The sequence below is a fragment of the Liquorilactobacillus sp. genome (genome assembly GCF_047719775.1).
GTDB lineage: Bacteria > Bacillota > Bacilli > Lactobacillales > Lactobacillaceae > Liquorilactobacillus.
Genome location: NZ_JBDNTS010000016.1, coordinates 1 through 19,184, shown reverse-complemented (window position 1 = coordinate 19,184; position 19,184 = coordinate 1). Strand labels below are relative to the sequence as shown.

At 35.2% G+C, this 19,184-nt stretch carries 17 protein-coding genes; 12 read left to right on the top strand and 5 right to left on the bottom strand.

The genetic code is table 11. The features are described from left to right. Positions 1-4: 4 nt before the first annotated feature. The gene (locus ABF682_RS09000) at positions 5-610 is read right to left on the bottom strand and encodes a DedA family protein (protein ID WP_056991454.1); all 606 of its coding nucleotides are present in this window, start codon (positions 608-610) and stop codon (positions 5-7) included. Between the two features lie 143 nt (positions 611-753). On the opposite strand from ABF682_RS09000, the gene ABF682_RS08995 reads away from it, so the two are divergent. Continuing rightward, entirely contained in the window at positions 754-1,587 is an 834-nt protein-coding gene (locus ABF682_RS08995; RefSeq protein ID WP_415619592.1) for a hypothetical protein, read from the top strand. 250 nt (positions 1,588-1,837) lie between these two features. On the opposite strand, the gene ABF682_RS08990 is transcribed toward ABF682_RS08995, so the two are convergent. Both ABF682_RS08990 and ABF682_RS08985 read right to left on the bottom strand, forming a co-directional pair. Further along, the gene (locus ABF682_RS08990; protein WP_415619591.1) at positions 1,838-2,443 is read right to left on the bottom strand and encodes a histidine phosphatase family protein; all 606 of its coding nucleotides are present in this window, start codon (positions 2,441-2,443) and stop codon (positions 1,838-1,840) included. Positions 2,444-2,471: 28 nt separating this feature from the next. Then, positions 2,472-3,197 carry a GntR family transcriptional regulator gene (locus ABF682_RS08985; protein ID WP_289979279.1) on the bottom strand — a complete coding sequence of 242 codons (726 nt, stop codon included), beginning with the start codon at positions 3,195-3,197 and terminating at the stop codon, positions 2,472-2,474. Between the two features lie 527 nt (positions 3,198-3,724). On the opposite strand from ABF682_RS08985, the gene galE reads away from it, so the two are divergent. Next, positions 3,725-4,720 carry a UDP-glucose 4-epimerase GalE gene (gene galE, locus ABF682_RS08980; RefSeq protein ID WP_415619590.1) on the top strand — a complete coding sequence of 332 codons (996 nt, stop codon included), beginning with the start codon at positions 3,725-3,727 and terminating at the stop codon, positions 4,718-4,720. A 156-nt stretch (positions 4,721-4,876) separates the two neighbouring features. Here galE and ABF682_RS08975 read toward each other — a convergent pair whose 3' ends face one another. Next, a complete protein-coding gene (locus ABF682_RS08975; RefSeq protein ID WP_289979272.1) occupies positions 4,877-5,179 on the bottom strand; it encodes a hypothetical protein in 303 nt (100 codons plus the stop codon). Positions 5,180-5,450: 271 nt separating this feature from the next. On the opposite strand from ABF682_RS08975, the gene ABF682_RS08970 reads away from it, so the two are divergent. From ABF682_RS08970 to ABF682_RS08955, 4 genes are all read left to right on the top strand, one after another. Then, complete coding sequence (locus tag ABF682_RS08970; protein WP_317760182.1) at positions 5,451-7,373, top strand: fructose-1,6-bisphosphatase; 1,923 nt, start codon at positions 5,451-5,453, stop codon at positions 7,371-7,373. A gap of 232 nt (positions 7,374-7,605) precedes the next feature. After that, positions 7,606-8,664 carry an AI-2E family transporter gene (locus tag ABF682_RS08965; protein WP_289979267.1) on the top strand — a complete coding sequence of 353 codons (1,059 nt, stop codon included), beginning with the start codon at positions 7,606-7,608 and terminating at the stop codon, positions 8,662-8,664. A 7-nt stretch (positions 8,665-8,671) separates the two neighbouring features. Then, on the top strand, positions 8,672-9,853 hold the full coding sequence (locus ABF682_RS08960; protein ID WP_415619589.1) for a MalY/PatB family protein: 1,182 nt from the start codon (positions 8,672-8,674) through the stop codon (positions 9,851-9,853). A 107-nt stretch (positions 9,854-9,960) separates the two neighbouring features. Next, a complete protein-coding gene (locus ABF682_RS08955) occupies positions 9,961-10,647 on the top strand; it encodes a 2,3-diphosphoglycerate-dependent phosphoglycerate mutase (RefSeq protein WP_289979262.1) in 687 nt (228 codons plus the stop codon). A 279-nt stretch (positions 10,648-10,926) separates the two neighbouring features. Here ABF682_RS08955 and ABF682_RS08950 read toward each other — a convergent pair whose 3' ends face one another. After that, positions 10,927-11,157 (bottom strand): helix-turn-helix transcriptional regulator, encoded by a 231-nt coding sequence (locus ABF682_RS08950; protein WP_289979232.1) that lies wholly within the window; start codon positions 11,155-11,157, stop codon positions 10,927-10,929. A gap of 1,714 nt (positions 11,158-12,871) precedes the next feature. On the opposite strand from ABF682_RS08950, the gene ABF682_RS08945 reads away from it, so the two are divergent. The 6 genes from ABF682_RS08945 (at position 12,872) to ABF682_RS08920 (ending at position 18,737) form a co-directional block, all read left to right on the top strand. Then, the gene (locus tag ABF682_RS08945) at positions 12,872-14,254 is read left to right on the top strand and encodes a glycoside hydrolase family 1 protein (protein ID WP_415619588.1); all 1,383 of its coding nucleotides are present in this window, start codon (positions 12,872-12,874) and stop codon (positions 14,252-14,254) included. Next, positions 14,254-15,687, top strand: a complete 1,434-nt coding sequence (locus ABF682_RS08940) for a PTS sugar transporter subunit IIC (protein WP_289979229.1) — start codon at positions 14,254-14,256, stop codon at positions 15,685-15,687. Before ABF682_RS08945 ends, ABF682_RS08940 begins: the two co-directional genes overlap by 1 nt. A gap of 34 nt (positions 15,688-15,721) precedes the next feature. Then, entirely contained in the window at positions 15,722-16,042 is a 321-nt protein-coding gene (locus ABF682_RS08935) for a PTS sugar transporter subunit IIB (RefSeq protein ID WP_289979228.1), read from the top strand. Between the two features lie 5 nt (positions 16,043-16,047). Then, positions 16,048-16,371 carry a PTS lactose/cellobiose transporter subunit IIA gene (locus tag ABF682_RS08930; RefSeq protein ID WP_289979227.1) on the top strand — a complete coding sequence of 108 codons (324 nt, stop codon included), beginning with the start codon at positions 16,048-16,050 and terminating at the stop codon, positions 16,369-16,371. Between the two features lie 90 nt (positions 16,372-16,461). Then, positions 16,462-17,892 carry a 6-phospho-beta-glucosidase gene (locus tag ABF682_RS08925; protein ID WP_289979225.1) on the top strand — a complete coding sequence of 477 codons (1,431 nt, stop codon included), beginning with the start codon at positions 16,462-16,464 and terminating at the stop codon, positions 17,890-17,892. Positions 17,893-18,011: 119 nt separating this feature from the next. After that, complete coding sequence (locus ABF682_RS08920) at positions 18,012-18,737, top strand: GntR family transcriptional regulator (RefSeq protein ID WP_415619587.1); 726 nt, start codon at positions 18,012-18,014, stop codon at positions 18,735-18,737. Positions 18,738-19,184 lie beyond the last annotated feature (447 nt).

Below are 19,184 nucleotides of genomic sequence, written 5' to 3'. Positions count from 1 at the left end.
TATGTTACACTTTTTTCTTATAGATAAAGTAGCCTAAAATAAATAGTGCAGCTAACACTACTAGTGAAATCTTGCCATAAGATTCAATTATGTTAATTACGTGTGGCCATGCATGACCAGCCATCCGCCCAACAAAGATCAACACAGTATTCCAAACGAGTGTGCCAAGGGTTGAAAAAACAACGAAACGTCCAAGAGGATAGTCAGACATTCCAGCTGGAATTGAGATTAGACTGCGAATAACTGGAACGAACCTTCCAAAGAAGACTGCAGAATTGCCATGGCGTTTAAAAAAAGCTGCGGCACGTTCTAAATCTGCAGGCTTGAAATGCAGTATTTTACCAATGCGTCCTGCTAGAATTCGTTCTAAGCGTTCGACGGAAATAATCTTGCCAAAAAAATATAAAATTAAGGCACCAATTAGAGCACCAATTGTCGCTGCAATGATGCTGCCAACAATATTTAATTTACTAGAAAGGGTCATGAAACCAGTAAATCCTAGAATTACCTCTGAGGGAATCGGGGGAAAGATATTTTCAAGTGCAAGCAGCAAGGCAATCCCAAAATAACCATAATCGTTAATAATCTCTGTTAATAAGGATGAATTCATAGACACTCCTATTTTTTCTTCTAATTCTACATAAATAATATTAAAAGGTCAAAGCAGATGAAGTAACAAAGAGAATAGTCACATAATAACCAAGAAAAAATGTTATAATTGCAGTTAACGAATTGAAAGCGAGGAATTGGTCGATGGGCAAGAAAGCTTGGCTTATAATCACTTTGGTTATTGCAGTGATTTTTATAGGCTATGGTTACACAAAACATGTTGAGACCACACAATATTACAATAATGCTATGAATGCAGGCGAACAAACTATCAGTGATGTTAGCTACCATCGAGCTGAGAATCAATTTCGTAATGCATTGAAGAAGAAACCAAATGATAGCTCTGCAAGTGCACATTTGGAACAATTAGAAGAATATCAAAAAGGTCTAGCTGCAATTAAAAAGCAAGAATATAGTAAAGCAATTATTAATTTTAAAAAAGTAACTAAAATAGATAATGGCTCACAAACATTATTGCTTAGGGCAGTTTCTAAAGAAATTGAACTCAAAGAAGTTGTACATGAACTTAAGATTTTCAATAAAACATACAAACGTGCAAAAGTGTTGGCAACTAATTATGAATATACAGCTTCAAATACAAAATTAGCTGTGATTTTGGGTTATGGGAATATTACACAGTCCTACTATCAAGATATTAGGAAAAAAGCGCGTAGCCTTGAACACAATAATAACCAAGTTCTTGCTCGTCTAGGGTACAATGTTTCAAGTGCAGATGAGTCAAGTGAAGAGAAAGCAGCAACAGATATCTTACCAACTATTTCTTCTTCAACAAGAGGTCATTCATCTTCTGCAAGCTCAAGAAAGATTACCAGTGCACAAATCAAGCAGGCACGAAAAGAAATTGCCAGTCAAGGAATTGATATTAAAGCATTCAGTGATGCGGATGTCAAAGAAGTGATTGAACATGCATACGAGCAGAATATGTCAGTCAGCGAGGTTGCACGCGAGTTTAAATAAGTGTCTAGAGAATGAGCAGCCAATGGGTGCCATAAGTCGGTAAAATTTGACTTGTGAAACACGTTTATTCGTAATAAATAAGGGGGTCTGGGCTAAAAGTTAACTTTTAGCCTAGACCCCCCTGTGCGCTGCGGGCTGTTACTGACAGAGAAACTGGATTGTAAATCTGATTTTTGGGAATAAGTAGAGAGGTTGATCAAAATTTAGCTTTTGTCTTGCCCACCTTTTCGATTTCAATAATTGAACTAGCTTATTCAGTTAAGTCGCGATTGAAGTATACGAGGGTACGCGTTGAAGTGGTCAACTCAATCTTTGTTAAACCAGCATTGTGCGGTTCGTTCAATGAACTTAGGTTATTAATTTCCAAAATAGCATTCAGCAGTAATTTAATTGTGAATCCATGGCTTGCGACCAAGATATCCTGTGTTGGATAATTTAGTGCAAGTTCATTAAGAAAATCGTCTAATTTTGCGGTGACTGATGCGAAATCATCACCATGAGAAACTTTTTCAGAATCTGGCAGCAGGTTCTTTTTTTCATCGAAAAATTCAGCAAAAAGGCGATGAATATCTACAACTTTTTGACCATCCCAATCACCATAATCGAATTCTTTTAGACGCTCATCAAAAATAGTTGTAGCTTCTGGCGCGATGAGTGCGGCGGTTTGGGCCGCACGCAACAAAGGGCTTGCAAAAACTAGGTCAAAATGCAGCGATTTCTTTTCAAAAGCGTCATGGACATTTTTTGCCTGAATTTGTCCTTTTTCAGATAAGGGAGTATTAATCAAGCTTCCTTGAAGGATGCCTGCAGCGTTTGCTTTGCTTTGACCGTGACGCACGATATAAAGAGTTGTCATTATGTACCTCCAGAGAGAATTAAGATTTTTAATTTACAGAAACAAAAGAATTGAACTTCAAGTATTTATAGTGGAAGCGCATATGTGAGAATTCAAAAGGCGTCCCATCATCAAGAAAGAATATTCCTTCCATAATGCCAGTGGGCTCAGTAGGTAATAACCCTAGTAATTCTTGATCGTTTTTAGTCGATGGTTCGGCAAAAACAGAAAGGAACGATTTAGTAACTGACTGATGATGGTTTTTTTGTAGGTAATTAAAGATTGAACTTTCAATCGTCGATTTGGTTAATTCAGGGACTATTCTAATTGGAATATAGCCCGTTTCAATCATAAAAGGCTGGTCTTCGAACAAGCGCAGACGAACGATTTTGTATACAAAATCATCATGTGATAAGAATAAATCACGACGCAGTTCATGATTAGGCTTGATGACTTCAAAGGAAAGAACCTTGATTTTTGGCCGCTGCCCGTTCATCTTAAAGTTATCAGTGACACCTAAGTTGGAGCCTTCTTCATAATTAAAGACAGATTCATTTTTTAGATACAATGGATTGATAAAGGTGCCCGCGCCACGTTTGCGGAAGATAATGCCATCATTGGCCATGCGATTAAGTGCACGTTTGATGGAACTGCGGCTCACATTATACTGCTCACTGAGAGAGCGTTCATCTGGCAGGCGCAAATCGGGGAAATTACCTGCAAATATTTTCTTTTTTAAATCAGTAATTAATTGCTTATATACTAGTTCTGACATAGGATTGCCCCTTCTTAAGTTCTAAATAATAGTTAAGCACAAGTTAATAAAAACAACAAGTCTAGAAGAAAGGGAGTGCGCTATAAGTCGGGAAAATTTGAGTACCAATTAGAAATTCCGAACATAGTTAAGAACTTTGCTATGAGTAATTCTAAGTTAGACGGAGAATTTTGACTTATGAAACACGTTTACCCGGAATAAATAGAGAGATGGGATCAAATTTAGCTTTTGACTCAGCCTTCGATAAAAGATTACATTTTGGTATTAATTAACAAATTGGGAGATAATACTGGTAAAATGATTGAGAGAGACAGATAGTCTTCCAAATACAAATGAAACAAAAGAGAGTGTGACATAAGTCGGGAAAATTTGAGCACTAACTAAAATTACGAGCATAGCATGTTGTTTGCTATGAGTAATTTGAAGTTAGGCGGAGAATTTTGACGTGTGGAACACGTTTAATCGTAATAAATAGAGAAGCAGGTCAGAATTTATTTGACCCAGCTACTCCTCAAGGAGGAACAAACATGGCAATTTTAGTTTTAGGCGGTGCTGGGTACATAGGATCGCATACAGTAGATCGCTTGGTTGAACAAGGGATAGAGACTGTTGTTGTAGATAGTCTTGTCACAGGACATCGAGCAGCTGTTAACGACAAGGCAAAATTTTACCAAGGAGATATTGCAGATCGTGACTTTATGCGCAAGGTTTTCAAGGAAAATCCAGCGATTGATGCAGTCATTCATTTTGCAGCTTTCTCGATAGTTCCGGAGTCTATGAAGAATCCACTTAAATATTTTGATAACAATACCTCGGGAATGATAAAATTATTAGAAGTTATGGTCGAAGCAGATGTGAAGAAAATTGTCTTTTCTTCAACTGCTGCAACATATGGAACACCAGAGAGAACGCCGATTAAGGAAACTGATCTGCAAAAGCCAATCAATCCTTATGGAGAAAGTAAATTGGCAATGGAAAAAATTATGCATTGGACAGATCTTGCTAATGGCATAAAATTTGTTGCGCTTCGTTACTTCAATGTTGCTGGTGCGAAGCCGGATGGTAGTATTGGAGAAGATCACAATCCAGAAACCCATTTGTTGCCCATTGTGTTGCAAGTGGCGGCAGGAACACGTGAAAAATTACAAATTTTTGGAGATGATTACAATACTCCAGATGGTACTAATGTACGTGATTATGTACATCCGTTTGATTTAGCAGATGCTCATATTTTAGCGGTTGAATACCTGACAAAGGGTAATGATAGTACAGCCTTCAACCTAGGATCTTCAACAGGGTTTTCTAACATGGAAATTTTGAAGGCAGCACGCGATGTTACTAAAAAGGAAATTCCAACAGAAATCGCAGCAAGACGCGGCGGTGATCCTGATACGCTGATTGCAGCATCAGATAAGGCACGAAAAGTCTTGGGCTGGAAACCACAATTTGATGATATCCACAAAATTATTGAGACTGCATGGAAGTGGCATCTGACACATCCAAATGGTTATAATGATAAGTAGAAAGATACCAAAAAGGTAGCGCTACTCAGATTCTATATGTGCTGACTCCAAAAATTAGGGTAAAACCTAATCTAGGGTGTCACTACAATAGCTGAATAGCGCTACTTTTTTTGTTTGGGTTAAAACCAATCATTTATATGAAATTAATATCAGAAACTAAAGAGCTTCAACTAGGTCAGCAGCATCATCAGATGATAATGGAAGATAATCTAAACCGATAACCTTTTCATCTAGAATCAACTTGAAGTTCCCATCCAATTCGGTAATTAGTGAATGCAGATTGTTAAGCTGTTCTGATTCAAAGCGATTAAATGAAAAGTTGCGCTTGTTTTTCATGGTATTTTCAAGCTTTTTGCAGAAAACAACATCCAAGAAATATCCGTTCTCTTGATTGGATAAGCGCCATTCAGTATCCTTTTCAACACGTGCTTCCGTTTTCTCTATTGCTGTATTATTCATAATGAATCCTCCTTGTAGATTCCATTCAACCTAAAAACGATAACTATAAGATAGCATTAAAAAAATATTTTTACAACAAAAAAACTCAAATAATTACAAATTGGTATTGTTAATTAAATATGAACACTTGTAAGTATAATCAAGGGTTTTCAAGCGAGCTTGAGTGTTTGCTGAAAATTGGTATTTGTTATAATATGGGGGTGTGTTTCAGATAATTCGTTTCAAATGGCTATGCTTGCGAAAGAAATGGATTTACAGGAGGGATTTTGATATGTCATATGTTGAGAAATTGGTCCATGAGAAATTTCCGACTAAACAGGCAATAATAACAGAAATAACAAATTTAGAAGCAATTTTGAATCTGCCAAAAGCCACAGAACATTATGTCAGCGACTTACATGGTGAATTCAATGCATTTGACCATACTCTGAGAAACGGGTCGGGCAATGTTAAACAAAAGATTGTGGAGAACTTTGCGGGTAGACTGACACCCAAGAACATCCAGGACTTCGCTACCCTAATCTATTATCCTGAAGATGAACTAATATTTCAAAAAAGTGAATTACCAGATCAAGAAGCATTGGAGCAATGGTACCTTAATACAATCTCAAATTTGATTGAATTGCTGAAGGTAACCGCAACAAAATATACAAGATCAAAAGTCAGAAAGGCATTAAATCCTGATTTTGCGTATATTACAGAAGAACTACTCTACAATGACCAGCAAGAACACGACAAGAAGAATTATTATAATAAGATTTTGCGTAATTTGGTAGAGTTGAAACAATCGGATTATTTTATTACTGCAACTTGCTATACAATTCAAAGACTGGTAGTGGATCATTTGCATGTAATCGGAGATATCTATGACCGAGGACCTGCACCTGATAAAATAATGGAGACCCTCATGAAGTATCACTCTGTTGATATTCAGTGGGGAAATCATGATGTTTTATGGCTTGGAGCTGTAGCAGGTTCGGCACTATGTATGATGAATCTTTTACGAATCTGTGCAAGGTATAATAATCTTGCAATTATTGAGGAAGCATATGGGATCAATTTACGGCATTTATCAATGTTTGCTGAAAAAAATTATGGAGATAATGTTGCATTTAGGCCCAAGACACTTGAAAATGAAGATTTTATAATGCCAGATGAGAAGCTTCAAATTACGCAGATTCATCAAGCTGTCGCAGTAATCCAATTCAAGTTGGAGGGACAATTAAAAAAGCGCAGACCTGAATTTAAGCTTGATGATTTGGTTTTACTGAATCAAATTGATTGGGATAAAAATGAAATAATGATCGATGGCGTTAGTTACAAATTAGAGAACACATGTTTTGAAACCGTTAAGCATGATGCGTCGTTCGAATTGACACAAGACGAAACAGAAGTTGTTCAGTCACTGCTTAATTCATTCATGAATGCAGCAAAATTGAGAAAGCATTTAGATTTTCTGGTCAATAAAGGGAGCATGTATAAGATCTACAATGGCAACTTGTTGTTTCACGGATGTATTCCGGTTGCAGAAGATGGGACATTTCAGGCATTTGAGTACGAGGGTAAGCATTATGCAGGACAGCAGCTACTAGATTTTTGTGAACAAAAATTAAGAAAAGCTTATCACAAACCACATAAAGGCGAGAGCATTGAAGCTGATATGATCTGGTATTTGTGGCAAGGCACACTATCACCGCTTTTTGGGAAACACTGCATGACTACATTTGCACGTTATTTTATATCTGAAGATGAGCCTAAAGTTGAACATAAGAACGCTTATTTTGAATTGCGCAAGGAAGAATGGTTCTGTGAACAATTGCTTGGAGAGTTTGGACTTAACCAAGAAAGTGGACATGTGATTAATGGACATACACCAGTAAAAAAAGAGCAGGAACCAATTTTAGCAAACAAGAAAATGATTGTAATCGATGGCGGATATTCGAAGGCCTATCAACCTATTACGGGAATCGGAGGGTATACGCTGCTATATAATTCTTATGGTTTACAACTAGTGACGCATCACCCATTTACATCCAAAAATGATGCTGTGAAGAATGGACGTGACATTATATCAACTAGAAAGATTGTGAATCAAGAACTTGAAAGACAAACGGTGGCTGATACGGATATTGGAAGAGAAATCAAAAAAAGTCTAGGCATGTTACGTGAAATATTGAGTAAATATGATAATTGAATTATAGATTTTTGAATGAATTTAGAAGTACCACCCTAGATTGTTTCTCCATGAACAAGTGTAGAGATAGCGCAGTTTTTCTGTGGTTTATCAAATGAATTTGAGCATCAAATATAGAAAAAAAGAATATATTTGTCTGTAACAGTAAAAAACCAAACAAAAAGGGTGTTGTCATTGCTTCTTTTTAGGTACAATGAAACCAAGGAAGACTAACAAGTTTAGGAGTGGTTTTTTGGGAATATGGGAGAAGTTTGTTGCTAATGTACAATTACGGCGAACAATTGTGTTGCTGTTTACAATTTTTGTTTTGTATGAAATGCGTGAATTATTAAGTTTGATACTGTTAACATTTATTTTTACTTTTCTGGTAATCAGCTTAACTAATTTCATCAGAAAGCATCTGAAAATACCTGCGACATTAATTGTTTCGATCGTGTATCTATTAATAATCGGGTCCTTATACCTCGGAGTAACAATCTATTTGCCTAAGCTTTTCTATCAGACAGAGTCAATGGTCAAGTATGTAATGAATTTTTATCAAAAGCCATCTTTTGATGGAAACGAAATCTTACGCTATATTAATAGCTATATAAGTACGTCAACTATTGTTTCACAGATGAAGAATGGTGTGGCACTTCTTTTCAAGTATGTGACAAGTATTGGATCAATGGGTGTGACTTTCTTATTGTCACTATTTCTAAGCTTCTTTTTCACGATTGAAAAAAAGAGAATGTTTAGTTTTTCGCGAAGCTTTTTGAAAGGACCCTATGATTGGTTTTTTCAAGATATCTATTTTTTTGCTGAGAAATTCGTCAATACTTTTGGAATTGTGATTGAAACACAGTTTATCATTGCGATTGTGAATACAACGCTGACGACAATTTGTCTTGCAATAATGCAGATGCCACAGCTATTTAGTTTGTCCTTATTAATCTTTTTGATGAGCCTGATTCCCGTGGCGGGGGTTATCATTTCAGCAATCCCAATGTGTATTATTGGTTATTCAGTTGGGGGACTTAACTATGTCTTCTATATTGCTATCATGTTATTGGTAGTGCATTCACTAGAATCCTATGTGCTTAATCCCAAGTTGATGTCAAATAAGACAGAACTTCCTATTTTTTATACCTTTGTAGTGTTATTTGTTGCAGAGAAGTTTTTCGGAATGTGGGGCTTAATCGTTGGAATCCCAATTTTTACCTTCTTGTTGGATATTTTAGGAGTAAAACCTATTAAGAGAAAAAAGGCCTCACTAGGGAAAATCAAAGATAAATTGAGTCATAAGGAGTAAATAGATAATGAAAGTTGCAGATTTTGTAGAAAAATATGCGGTTGAACGCAAACATACTGATTCGGTCAAATGGGACGGGATGAAGGCTGGCTTTGGGTCAAATGATCTTCTTCCAATGTGGGTCGCTGATACTGAATTCAAGGCCCCAGAAGCAGTGATGTATGCTTTGAAAAAAAGAATTGAACATGGTGCTTATGGATATTCGCTGACACCCGACAGTTATTACGAAGCCTATTTTAAGTGGCAGCAAGAACGATATGGAACAGAATTACATAAGGAATGGATTCGTTTCGGAGCAGGGGTTGTTCAGTCAATCAGTGCATTAGTCAATGTCTTAACGTTACAAGATGATGCAATAATGGTACTGCAGCCGGTGTATCATCCCTTTATGCATGTGATTGAAGATAATGAGCGCAAGTTGATTGTCTCAAATCTAAAAGATAACAATGGTCACTATGAGATGGACTTTGAAGACATCCGTACTAAGATTCAAACTGAACATGTTAAGCTATTGATTAATTGTTCACCGCACAATCCTGTTGGAAGAGTGTGGACAGCGGCTGAACTTGAAAAACTGTTTGAGATTTGCCGCGAGGAGAAAGTGTTGGTAATCTCTGATGAAATTCATCATGATTTGATTGTGGGGGACAATAAGTTTGTTTCAGCTATCGCGATTAAAGACGGATTTTACCGTGATAATATCGTAATGCTTGATGCTGCATCTAAAACCTTTAACTTGGCTGCGCTTCAGAATAGTCATGTGGTAATCGCAAATCCGCAAATTCGTGAACGTTATGATGAGTATGTTAAGAAGCTGTGTCTGCCAAGCGGTAATTTAATCGGTAAGGTAGCTGCTGAAGCTGCTTACCGAGACGGCGCAGACTGGTTAGACGGGATGCTTGGATTAATTAAATATAATTTTAATTATCTCAAGAGCCAGTTCGCTGAGAATGTACCTGAAGTTAAGGTTACCGAACTTGAAGGAACCTACTTGTCGTGGGTCGATATGCGCAAAATGGTATCCGCTGATAAGTTGCATCATTTAATACAACATGAAGCAAGGCTTGCAGTTGATTATGGTGAGATTTTTGGAACAGCAGGTGAAGGCTTCATCAGACTGAATCTTGCAACAACGCCTGAGAATGTTGAAAAAGCTGTGAATGCCATAGTGAAAGCTTTGAAAAACTAAGAATTTTTTTCACAATTTGTAACTTGTTTGGACTATGAATTTTCAAGTTTTCAGTGTAAAATGTGAATTGTAAACAAATCATATAATGAAAGAGGTTTTTGCTAGTTATGACAAAATTAGTTTTTATCCGTCACGGACAAAGTGAATGGAACTTGAAGAACCTTTTCACCGGTTGGGTTGATGTTAACTTAAGTGAACAAGGTGAAAAAGAAGCTAAGGAAGCTGGACGTAAGTTAAAAGAAGCAGGAATCGAATTTGATCAAGCTTATACATCTGTATTGACTCGTGCTATCAAAACATTGCATTTTGCTTTGGAGGAATCAGGACAATTATGGATTCCAGAAACAAAAACATGGCGCTTAAATGAACGTCATTATGGTGCATTACAAGGCCAAAATAAGGCAGAAGCTGCTGAAAAATTTGGTGAAGATCAAGTGCATATCTGGCGTCGTTCTTACGATGTCCTTCCTCCACTCTTGAGTGCTGATGATGAAGGTTCTGCAGCACAAGATCGTCGTTATGCAGATCTTGATCCACGTGCTATCCCTGGTGGTGAAAACTTAAAGGTTACTTTGGAACGTGTCATCCCATTCTGGGAAGACGAAATTGCTCCTAAGTTGCTTGAAGGCAAGAACGTCATCATCGCAGCACATGGTAACTCATTACGTGCCCTTACAAAATACATTGAAGACATCTCAGATGCAGACATCATGGGTGTTGAAATGGCAACAGGTCAACCAGTTGTTTATGACTTGGATGAAAAGTTGAACATTGTAAGTAAAGAAAAACTTTAATAACAATCGATAATAAATATTAAAAGCCATGGCTTCCCTCAAAGGGGCCATGGCTTTTTGCGTACTGATTTTTATTGGGAAGGCTCAGTGAATGTTGTTACTTTTTGTTACGTTAGATTGCTTTAAGTTGGCAATAACTGACAAGAAACGAAATATACCCTGATAACCCGAACAGCCCAAAGAAATTTTACATAACAGTAATAAAAGAGAGAGAAAATGACGTATTTAATCTTATTTATTTAATTAAGTTACGGTCTATATTCTTTATTCTAACCTTTCTCAGGGCTTTGTCAGGCCAAAATAATTTTTGAGTAACCAATCTGATTTGTAGAATAGTTCATCAACCCTAGTATCAAATATCTTAGTTAATTTGAAAGCGAGTTCTAAGGAAGGTGAATATTTTTGCTTTTCAATAGCATTAATCGTCTGTCTAGAAACATTACAGGCCTCTGCTAACTTTTGTCGAGACCATCTTCTTAGTACTCGTTGCTCGTATATATTGTTCTTCAAAATTATGAATACTTCCTTTTATTGATGGAATAGCTAATCATATAAAGGATTAGACTTAACCCAATATAAAAGATTGGATCCCATCTAGAATAATTAGACAACTCAGAATCAAAGAGATTACCTAAAGCAGAAAATGTAATTGATTTAGTTCTAATTAAAAACTCCAATTCTTCAACCTTTTTCTGGCTGATTGTTTTTTTACCTACAAAGAAGGAAAGTATTCCTATTACTAAAATTCCTAATAGTGCAAATAATGTTTAATTTTTAATATTTTAATCTGTTCGGATATTAGCTAACTGTTTCCGAAATCTTATTTAGCAAAGATTCTAAGCTTTCATGAAATATCACAAGTCATCAAGAAACGTTCCATAATATTTATTCTAACGTTAATTTTACTAGTTGCAGCAGTTGTTCACACTGCAAGGCTTATCGTAATTGGAAAGCAGATACTATCTTGAAAAACATAATTTTAGAAAACCGTTTAAAGGTTGTGCGAGCAGAAAAAAACCTATTCTTTGAAGAGGGCACAGTAACAATAAGTCAGGTTTGGAGGCGCCTCGAAAAAAAATTGGGGAAACAAAGACTGTTAATGATCATAGAACAATTCCTTTGCCACCAGAGTATTAGGAAGAATAAAAGTTTTTTTGGAAGTAGTAAAGTTACTGGTTCGATGGGCTCAAATAAAGATAGACTTATTTTTCAAATGTATTCTAGCCCTCCCACAATTAATCCAGCTTTCAAAATTCTTCAGAACAAACTAGATATTCAAGTCATGAAGTAGCAACTACCTGTTACTTGGGTCTTGTTCCAGATGCGGCATTTAATTGAATAAAAAGTTGGCTTTATTATCCGAGTATGAGCATTTGCCCAATATAATGGATGAGTTATATGATATAGAGGTCGCAAAATTTAATATATTGCTTTTTATCTATGGGTCGAATTTATATGACATCATGAAATAATTGACGATTATTTCCGATATTAATTGATTTTCTTTTTTTATCAACTTGATAGTTTGATAACAGTATTGTTTTGATTGAAGTTTTTCTGTTAAGCCAATGTAAAAGGTGCCACAGTTTAAAATACGGATCAGTTTACCTTCTTCAACAGAATCACATACTAGGTTAATTTGCATTGGATATACTTTTTGAAATCAAAACTATATATTTTATCTGTTGAAAATAATTTCATTATGTATTGGTTCTAGCATACGATTAATAGTCCTTATTATGAATTATTTTCCTAGAATTCAAAGTATTGGTAAAAAATAAAAAATCCTCTTTGTTGATGGTAGATATTGACATGTTTAACTGTAACGTTATCCGTATGATAAACATTTGCTAATGTCTTTAAAACCCAATATTTGTTCATTTTTTGATATATATTTTTTTGCTTGCTTGACGTTAAGGTAATATTCTCTGTTGTAGCGCCTAGTGTACATAATTTGTAGAACTTAAAGATATATAGAATCTGGAAGTATAGATAGTTATTTAATATAGACAGCAAATAGTAGAAAGTATAAGAAACAGAAGGTAATATAAAGAATTAATTTTTGACAAAAAAATAGCAAAGATTCTTTTTTATAATTAGCCCTCTTTTCAAAAGACTATACTTTTGAAAAGATAGATATTGACATTTAAAAAAAGGAGAGATATAATTCATTTATTCCTAGGAATTGGAAGCGGTTAATTAAAGTATAAGGGGATGAATAAGGTTGCCTAAAAAGCGAAAAATGCCAACAAATTTTTTCTGGGGGAATTCGATTTCTAGCATGCAAACTGAAGGGGCCTGGAATATAGATGGTAAGGGCAAATCTGTTTATGATATTCAGGAAGCGACTGATAGTACGAGCGATTGGAAAGTTGCAATTGATGAATATCATCGGTACAAAGAGGATTTAGATTTAATGAAAGAGATGCATTTTAATATGTATCGAATTCAGGTATCTTGGTCAAGATGTAATCCAACAGGTGATGGTGCATTCAATGATGCGGGTTTTGCATTTTACGATAAGTTAGTTGATGGAATGCTAGAAAGAGGAATTACACCGATGATTTGTTTGTATCACTTTGATATGCCATTAGCTTTAGCGAGAAAAGAGAATGGATTCATATCGAGGAAGGTTATGGCTGCTTTTGTAAGATTTGCAGAAAAAGTAATAGAACATTTTGCGGATAGAGTCAAGTATTGGATAACTTTTAATGAGCATAATTTATACTTTCAAAAAGAAGTTTTTCGTATTTCTGGATATTTGAAAGGTAAGAAAACAGTTTCAGAAATGTATAAAATTTTTCACCACACAATATTAGCGCATGCGAGGATTGATGAATATATTCATAAAAATTATCCGAATTTGTTATTGGGTGGAATGTTAGCGTATACAGAAACTTATCCAGCGACATCTAAACCGAGTGATGTTTTTGCAGCAAGAAAAATTCAAGAGTTTTCGAACAACAATTTATACGATGCCTTTGCGGAAGGACATTATTCTAATGAAGTCTTGCATTTTATCGAACAAAATGAAATTGATAGTGATTTTCAAACAGAAGATAAGGAAATTATTTCAAAGATGCATGCAGATTTTTTAGCTTTTAGCTATTATCGAACAGATGTGATTAATGCTGATAAGATTCCGCAGGATGCAGTACCTAACGAATTTTTGAGCTATGGTGGAGAAGCGAATCGATTCTTAGTGACAAACGAATGGGATTGGGCTATTGACCCACTAGGATTTAGAAATACGATTACAAAAATTTATAATCGCTACCATCTTCCTGTTTTCCCAATCGAAAATGGAATCGGATTACGAGAACATTGGGATGGGAAAAATATGATAGAAGATAATCAGCGAATCAAATATCATCAAGATCATATTAGTGCTATGAAAGATGCAATGTTTATTGATGGAGCTGAGGTTATGGGTTATCTGGGTTGGGGATTAATTGATATTCCAAGTTCACATGGGGATATCGAAAAGAGATATGGTGTAGTTTATGTAGATAGGTCAAATCATGATTTGAAAGAATTAAGACGTGTGCCTAAAAAATCATTTTATTGGTTTAAATCAATTCTTGAAAAAAATGGAGATGAATTATAATGGCAGAAAATAAATTTGGAAATTTTATAAATAAAAAGATGTTACCACCAATAATGAAATTCGTTAATACAAAACCGATTACAGCTTTAAAAGATGGTATGGTGTATGCTTTACCATTTATCATTATTGGGTCAATTTTTCTGATCTTATCTAATGTTCCAATTACTTCAGTGTCAGATGCTTTAAAAGCATCTGGCTGGTCAGCCTTCTTTACACAGGCATATACGACATCTTTTGGATTTATTTCAATTTGGGCAGCAGTCGGTATTGCATATGTTTATGTTAGAAATGAGGGATATGAAGCTCTTCCAGCGGGATTAACATCATTATCATCGTTTCTTTTATTGCAATTTTTACAGGTTAATAATCCTCTTACAAGTGCAATGGGCAAATCTGGTGCAGGGATTACAGATGCAGCTGGAAAGGTTATTTATACGGGATCTCAATTAAGTTCTCATATTGATAAGTTACCACATGCTATTCAAACATATTTAACATCACCAGTTACAGGTGTAATTAATACAACTTGGCTTGGTGGTCAAGGAATGATTGCCGCAATAATTATTGGTATTTTGGTGGGATGGTCATACTCTGCAATGATGCGTGCAGGTTGGAAAATTACTCTACCAGAACAGGTTCCAGCAAATGTTGCTAACCAGTTTACAGCAATGATTCCAGCAGGTATCATCCTCATTACCTCAATGCTTCTATATGCGTTCTTTAAGGGTGTAATGAACACAGATATTTTGCAGTTGATTTACAAAATGTTACAAGCGCCACTTCAAGGCTTGTCAGATTCACTTGGCGGAGCATTAATAATTGCTTTCTTAGTACCCTTCTTCTGGTTCTTTGGTGTTCATGGAGGATTAATTATGGGTGCAATTACAAGTGGTCTATTAATCCCTAATACATTTGATAATGCAAATCTATATCAGCATAATGAACTTTCATTAGCAAATGGGGCGCATATTGTTACAAATGAATTTTATAATAACTTTATTAATTTAACTGGTTCGGGCATCACAATTGGTCTGGTAGTGTTCACTCTATATGCTGCTAAATCGGTTCAATTAAAATCAATTGGTAAAATTGAGTTTATACCAGCGCTATTCAATATAAATGAGCCGTTTTTATTTGGATTACCACTTGTCATGAATCCTTTCTTAGCAATTCCATTCTTTTTGACACCTGTAATTGTTGCTTTAACAACATATCTGGTAATATATTTTGGAATTGTTCCTCCACTGAATGGGGTTGCAGCTCCTTGGACAACGCCACCAATTATTTCAGGTTTCTTAATAGGTGGGTGGAAAATGGCAGTTTGGCAAGCAGTCGTGCTTGTAATGTCTACTGGTATTTACTTCCCATTTGCAAAGAAATATGATAACTATTTGTTAGCACAAGAACAGGAAAAAGCGGCTAAAGGTGAATAAAAATTAATTTTAATTAAAAGGATGGGTGATTAGAATGGCAGAAAAAATAATTATGCTTGCGTGTTCAGCAGGAATGTCTACATCATTACTAGTATCAAAAATGCAAAATGCAGCAAAAAAGAACGGTAAAAACTATGAAATATTTGCAAAATCAACAGCAGATATTGATCAAACATTCAAGGTGAACAAACCTGATGTTCTTTTATTGGGACCACAAGTAGCCTATATGAAAGATATTGTTCAAAAGAAAGCTGATGAAGCCAAAGTTCCAATGGATGTTATCAAAATGGCTGACTATGGAATGATGAATGGGGCAAATGTTTTGAAATTTGCTGAAGAATTGATGACGAGGTAGATTAAATGAACTCAGATAATATGGAAGTAATCATGGGATTAATTATGGAAGGAGGCAATGCTAAAGGGTTTGCGGTACAAGCCATTAGAGCTGCAAAGGAATATGATTTTGCAATGGCTAAAGATTTTCTAGCTAAGTCGAATGAATCTTTAAGCAAAGCACATAATGTGCAAACAGATATGTTAACTAAAGAAGCACAAGGGCAACATACTGAAGTTAATTTGTATATGGTTCATGCACAGGATCATTTGATGACCGCAATTACCTTTAAGGATTTAGCGCAAGAAATAGTTGAACTTTATGAAAAATTAGATAACCAAAACAGATAGTTTCAAAAAAGGGATGAAGACTCAGTTTGAAATGTGATATTCATTCCTTTTTGATATCAGAATAATTTAAGAGATGAGGAGAAATTTAAGATGAGTATACTAAAAGATGGTTTTTTATGGGGCGGAGCAGTTGCTGCACATCAATTTGAGGGTGGTTGGCAAGAAGGAGGCAAGGGGATTTCTGTAGCTGATGTTATGACTGCGGGATCTGCAACGGAAAATCGAACAATTACGGAGGGGGTAATTAAAGGTAAAAATTATCCTAATCATGATGCAATCGATTTTTATCATAACTATAAGGAAGATATTGGACTGTTTGCTAAAATGGGATTTAAATGTTTTAGAACATCCATTGCATGGACACGAATTTTTCCACAAGGAGATGAAAAAGAACCTAATGAGGAGGGATTAAAGTTTTATGATAACCTTTTTGATGAATGTCTAAAATATAATATTCAACCCATTGTAACATTATCTCACTTTGAATTACCCTATTACTTAATAGAAACATATGGTGGTTGGCGTAATCGTAAGCTTATTGATTTTTTTGTAAGGTTTGCCGACGTTTGTTTTGAACGTTACCAAGGTAAAGTTAAGTATTGGATGACGTTTAACGAAATTAATAATCAAACTGGCTATAATAATGAATTTTGCTTATTTACTAATTCTGGAATTAAAGTTAAATTTGGAGAAGATTCTGAACGAGAAATGTATCAAGCCGCTCATTATGAATTAGTAGCTAGCGCAATAGCAGTTGAACATGCACATAAAATCAATAAAGAGTTGCAAGTTGGATGTATGATTGCGATGGTACCGCTATATCCACTTGATTCTAAACCAGCTAATATTATGATGGCAGAAAAGGCAATGCAAAAAAGATATTGGTTTGCCGATGTTCATGTTCATGGAAAATATCCAACATTTATGAAATCTTTTTTAACAAAAAAAGGATTCATTCAAGATATTACACATGAGGACTTAGTTAATTTAAAAAAAGGAACAGTGGACTATTTAGGATTTAGTTATTATATGTCCAAGACAGTAAAAGCAAGTAAAGATAATCCTGAATATAACTACGATGATATTTCAAATGATATTCAAAATCCTTTTTTGAAAGCATCTGAATGGGGTTGGTCAGTTGATCCTGAAGGATTACGCTATGGAATGAATTGGTTTAATGATCGGTTCCATTTACCACAATTCATTGTGGAGAATGGTTTTGGTTCAAGAGATGTGCTTGAGAATGGGAAAATACATGATGATTATCGTATTGATTACTTGAAGCAACATATTATTGAAATGAAGAAAGCAGTAGATGAAGATGGCATTGATTTAATAGGATACACACCATGGGCAGCAATTGATGTTGTGTCAGCTGGGACTGGACAAATGGAAAAACGTTATGGATTTATATACGTTGACAAAGATGATCAGGGTGTGGGAAGCTTGAGTAGACTACCAAAGGATTCTTTTTATTGGTATCAAAAAGTTATTAGAAGTAACGGACAAAAATTGGACTAAATAATTGTGTTTTGCAATTTATTTGTGAGTAACATGGTATTATCATAATGAAGCTGAAATGGTTGGTGATTTTTATCAAACACAGGTTTAAAATTGAGTAGACAGGAATGATCTTTATTATGGCAACAAAAGCAAAATATCTATTGATTGAGGAAGAAATCAGAAAAAGGATTTTAAATGGAATTTACCCTGCACGTGAATTAATGCCAGATCAAAATACGCTTGCTCAGGAGTTCAATGTTAGTAGAATGACGATTAAGAAAGCCTTAGATAGGCTTGCAAGTTTAGGGCTAATTTATAAGCAATCAGGATTGGGGACACTTGTTTTAGGTAATATCCCAATAAAGGCTGCGGAAGATTCACCTGCTAACGCATTTGATGGTCTAACAGAACAACAAGGTGCAGAAAAAATTCAGAGTAAGATTATTGTTTTTGATGTGAAATTTCCCTCTGAAGATATCCAAAAAAAATTAGATATTCAAAAAGACTGCCCTGTTTACGAAATTGTGCGGTTACGCATACTAGAGGGAGACCCATTAATATTGGAGCATACCTATATGCCAGTGGAGTTGGTTCCCGGATTAAATGAGAAAATTTTGGAATCTTCTGTATATGAATATCTTCATCAAAATTTAAAACTAAAATTTGGTGGAGCATACCGTAAAATTAGAGCTGGAGTTCCTGATAAGTTTGATAAAAAATATTTAAATGCTCGCGATACAGATCCAATGCTAGAACTTGAAGAGATTATCTGGTTGAATAATGGTAAAAATATAGAATATTCTGCAAGTCGTAATCGTTATGATAAGAGAAGTTATACAGTTATTGATGTGAACGATTTTTAAGAAGATGAGGTGGATCAAAAAGCTGAATTTTACGCTAGGCCCTATATAAATATGGTTCATAAAAAAATTCTGGCTATTTGTCAAGCATCTTAAAGTAAGAGGTAAGATCATCAATAACGGAGGCATCAAATTTCGAGTGTCAAATTCTGCTGATGCATAAATAATTTTATGCGGAACCTAGAAGTTATACTGCTTCGGGTTCTTTTTTTACTTGATTTTATGTGCATTTGATTAAATTTGATGTGGAAAATTAAGTGATAATAGTTTCTGAGAACAAAGGCAATCATTTGAGTCTTGCAATGGGGCTTGTATGTAAATAGTAAAGCATATACAGGTGCGTTTGATGGTGTCTATGATTTGCAGCAGTCAAGGAATTTGAGGAAACAATGGCGTTAGATTCTACAGATGGAACCAGTGCAGGTGTAGATATCTTTATGAGTTTATTGA

Coding starts and splice junctions, on each gene's coding strand:
- galE (WP_415619590.1), top strand. CDS start 3,725: ATGGCAATTTTAGTTTTAGGCGGTGCTGGGTACATAGGATCGCATACA.
- ABF682_RS08930 (WP_289979227.1), top strand. CDS start 16,048: ATGAACTCAGATAATATGGAAGTAATCATGGGATTAATTATGGAAGGA.
- ABF682_RS08995 (WP_415619592.1), top strand. CDS start 754: ATGGGCAAGAAAGCTTGGCTTATAATCACTTTGGTTATTGCAGTGATT.
- ABF682_RS08985 (WP_289979279.1), bottom strand. CDS start 3,197: ATGTCAGAACTAGTATATAAGCAATTAATTACTGATTTAAAAAAGAAA.
- ABF682_RS08935 (WP_289979228.1), top strand. CDS start 15,722: ATGGCAGAAAAAATAATTATGCTTGCGTGTTCAGCAGGAATGTCTACA.
- ABF682_RS08955 (WP_289979262.1), top strand. CDS start 9,961: ATGACAAAATTAGTTTTTATCCGTCACGGACAAAGTGAATGGAACTTG.
- ABF682_RS08990 (WP_415619591.1), bottom strand. CDS start 2,443: ATGACAACTCTTTATATCGTGCGTCACGGTCAAAGCAAAGCAAACGCT.
- ABF682_RS08970 (WP_317760182.1), top strand. CDS start 5,451: ATGTCATATGTTGAGAAATTGGTCCATGAGAAATTTCCGACTAAACAG.
- ABF682_RS08920 (WP_415619587.1), top strand. CDS start 18,012: ATGGCAACAAAAGCAAAATATCTATTGATTGAGGAAGAAATCAGAAAA.
- ABF682_RS09000 (WP_056991454.1), bottom strand. CDS start 610: ATGAATTCATCCTTATTAACAGAGATTATTAACGATTATGGTTATTTT.
- ABF682_RS08940 (WP_289979229.1), top strand. CDS start 14,254: ATGGCAGAAAATAAATTTGGAAATTTTATAAATAAAAAGATGTTACCA.
- ABF682_RS08975 (WP_289979272.1), bottom strand. CDS start 5,179: ATGAATAATACAGCAATAGAGAAAACGGAAGCACGTGTTGAAAAGGAT.
- ABF682_RS08960 (WP_415619589.1), top strand. CDS start 8,672: ATGAAAGTTGCAGATTTTGTAGAAAAATATGCGGTTGAACGCAAACAT.
- ABF682_RS08925 (WP_289979225.1), top strand. CDS start 16,462: ATGAGTATACTAAAAGATGGTTTTTTATGGGGCGGAGCAGTTGCTGCA.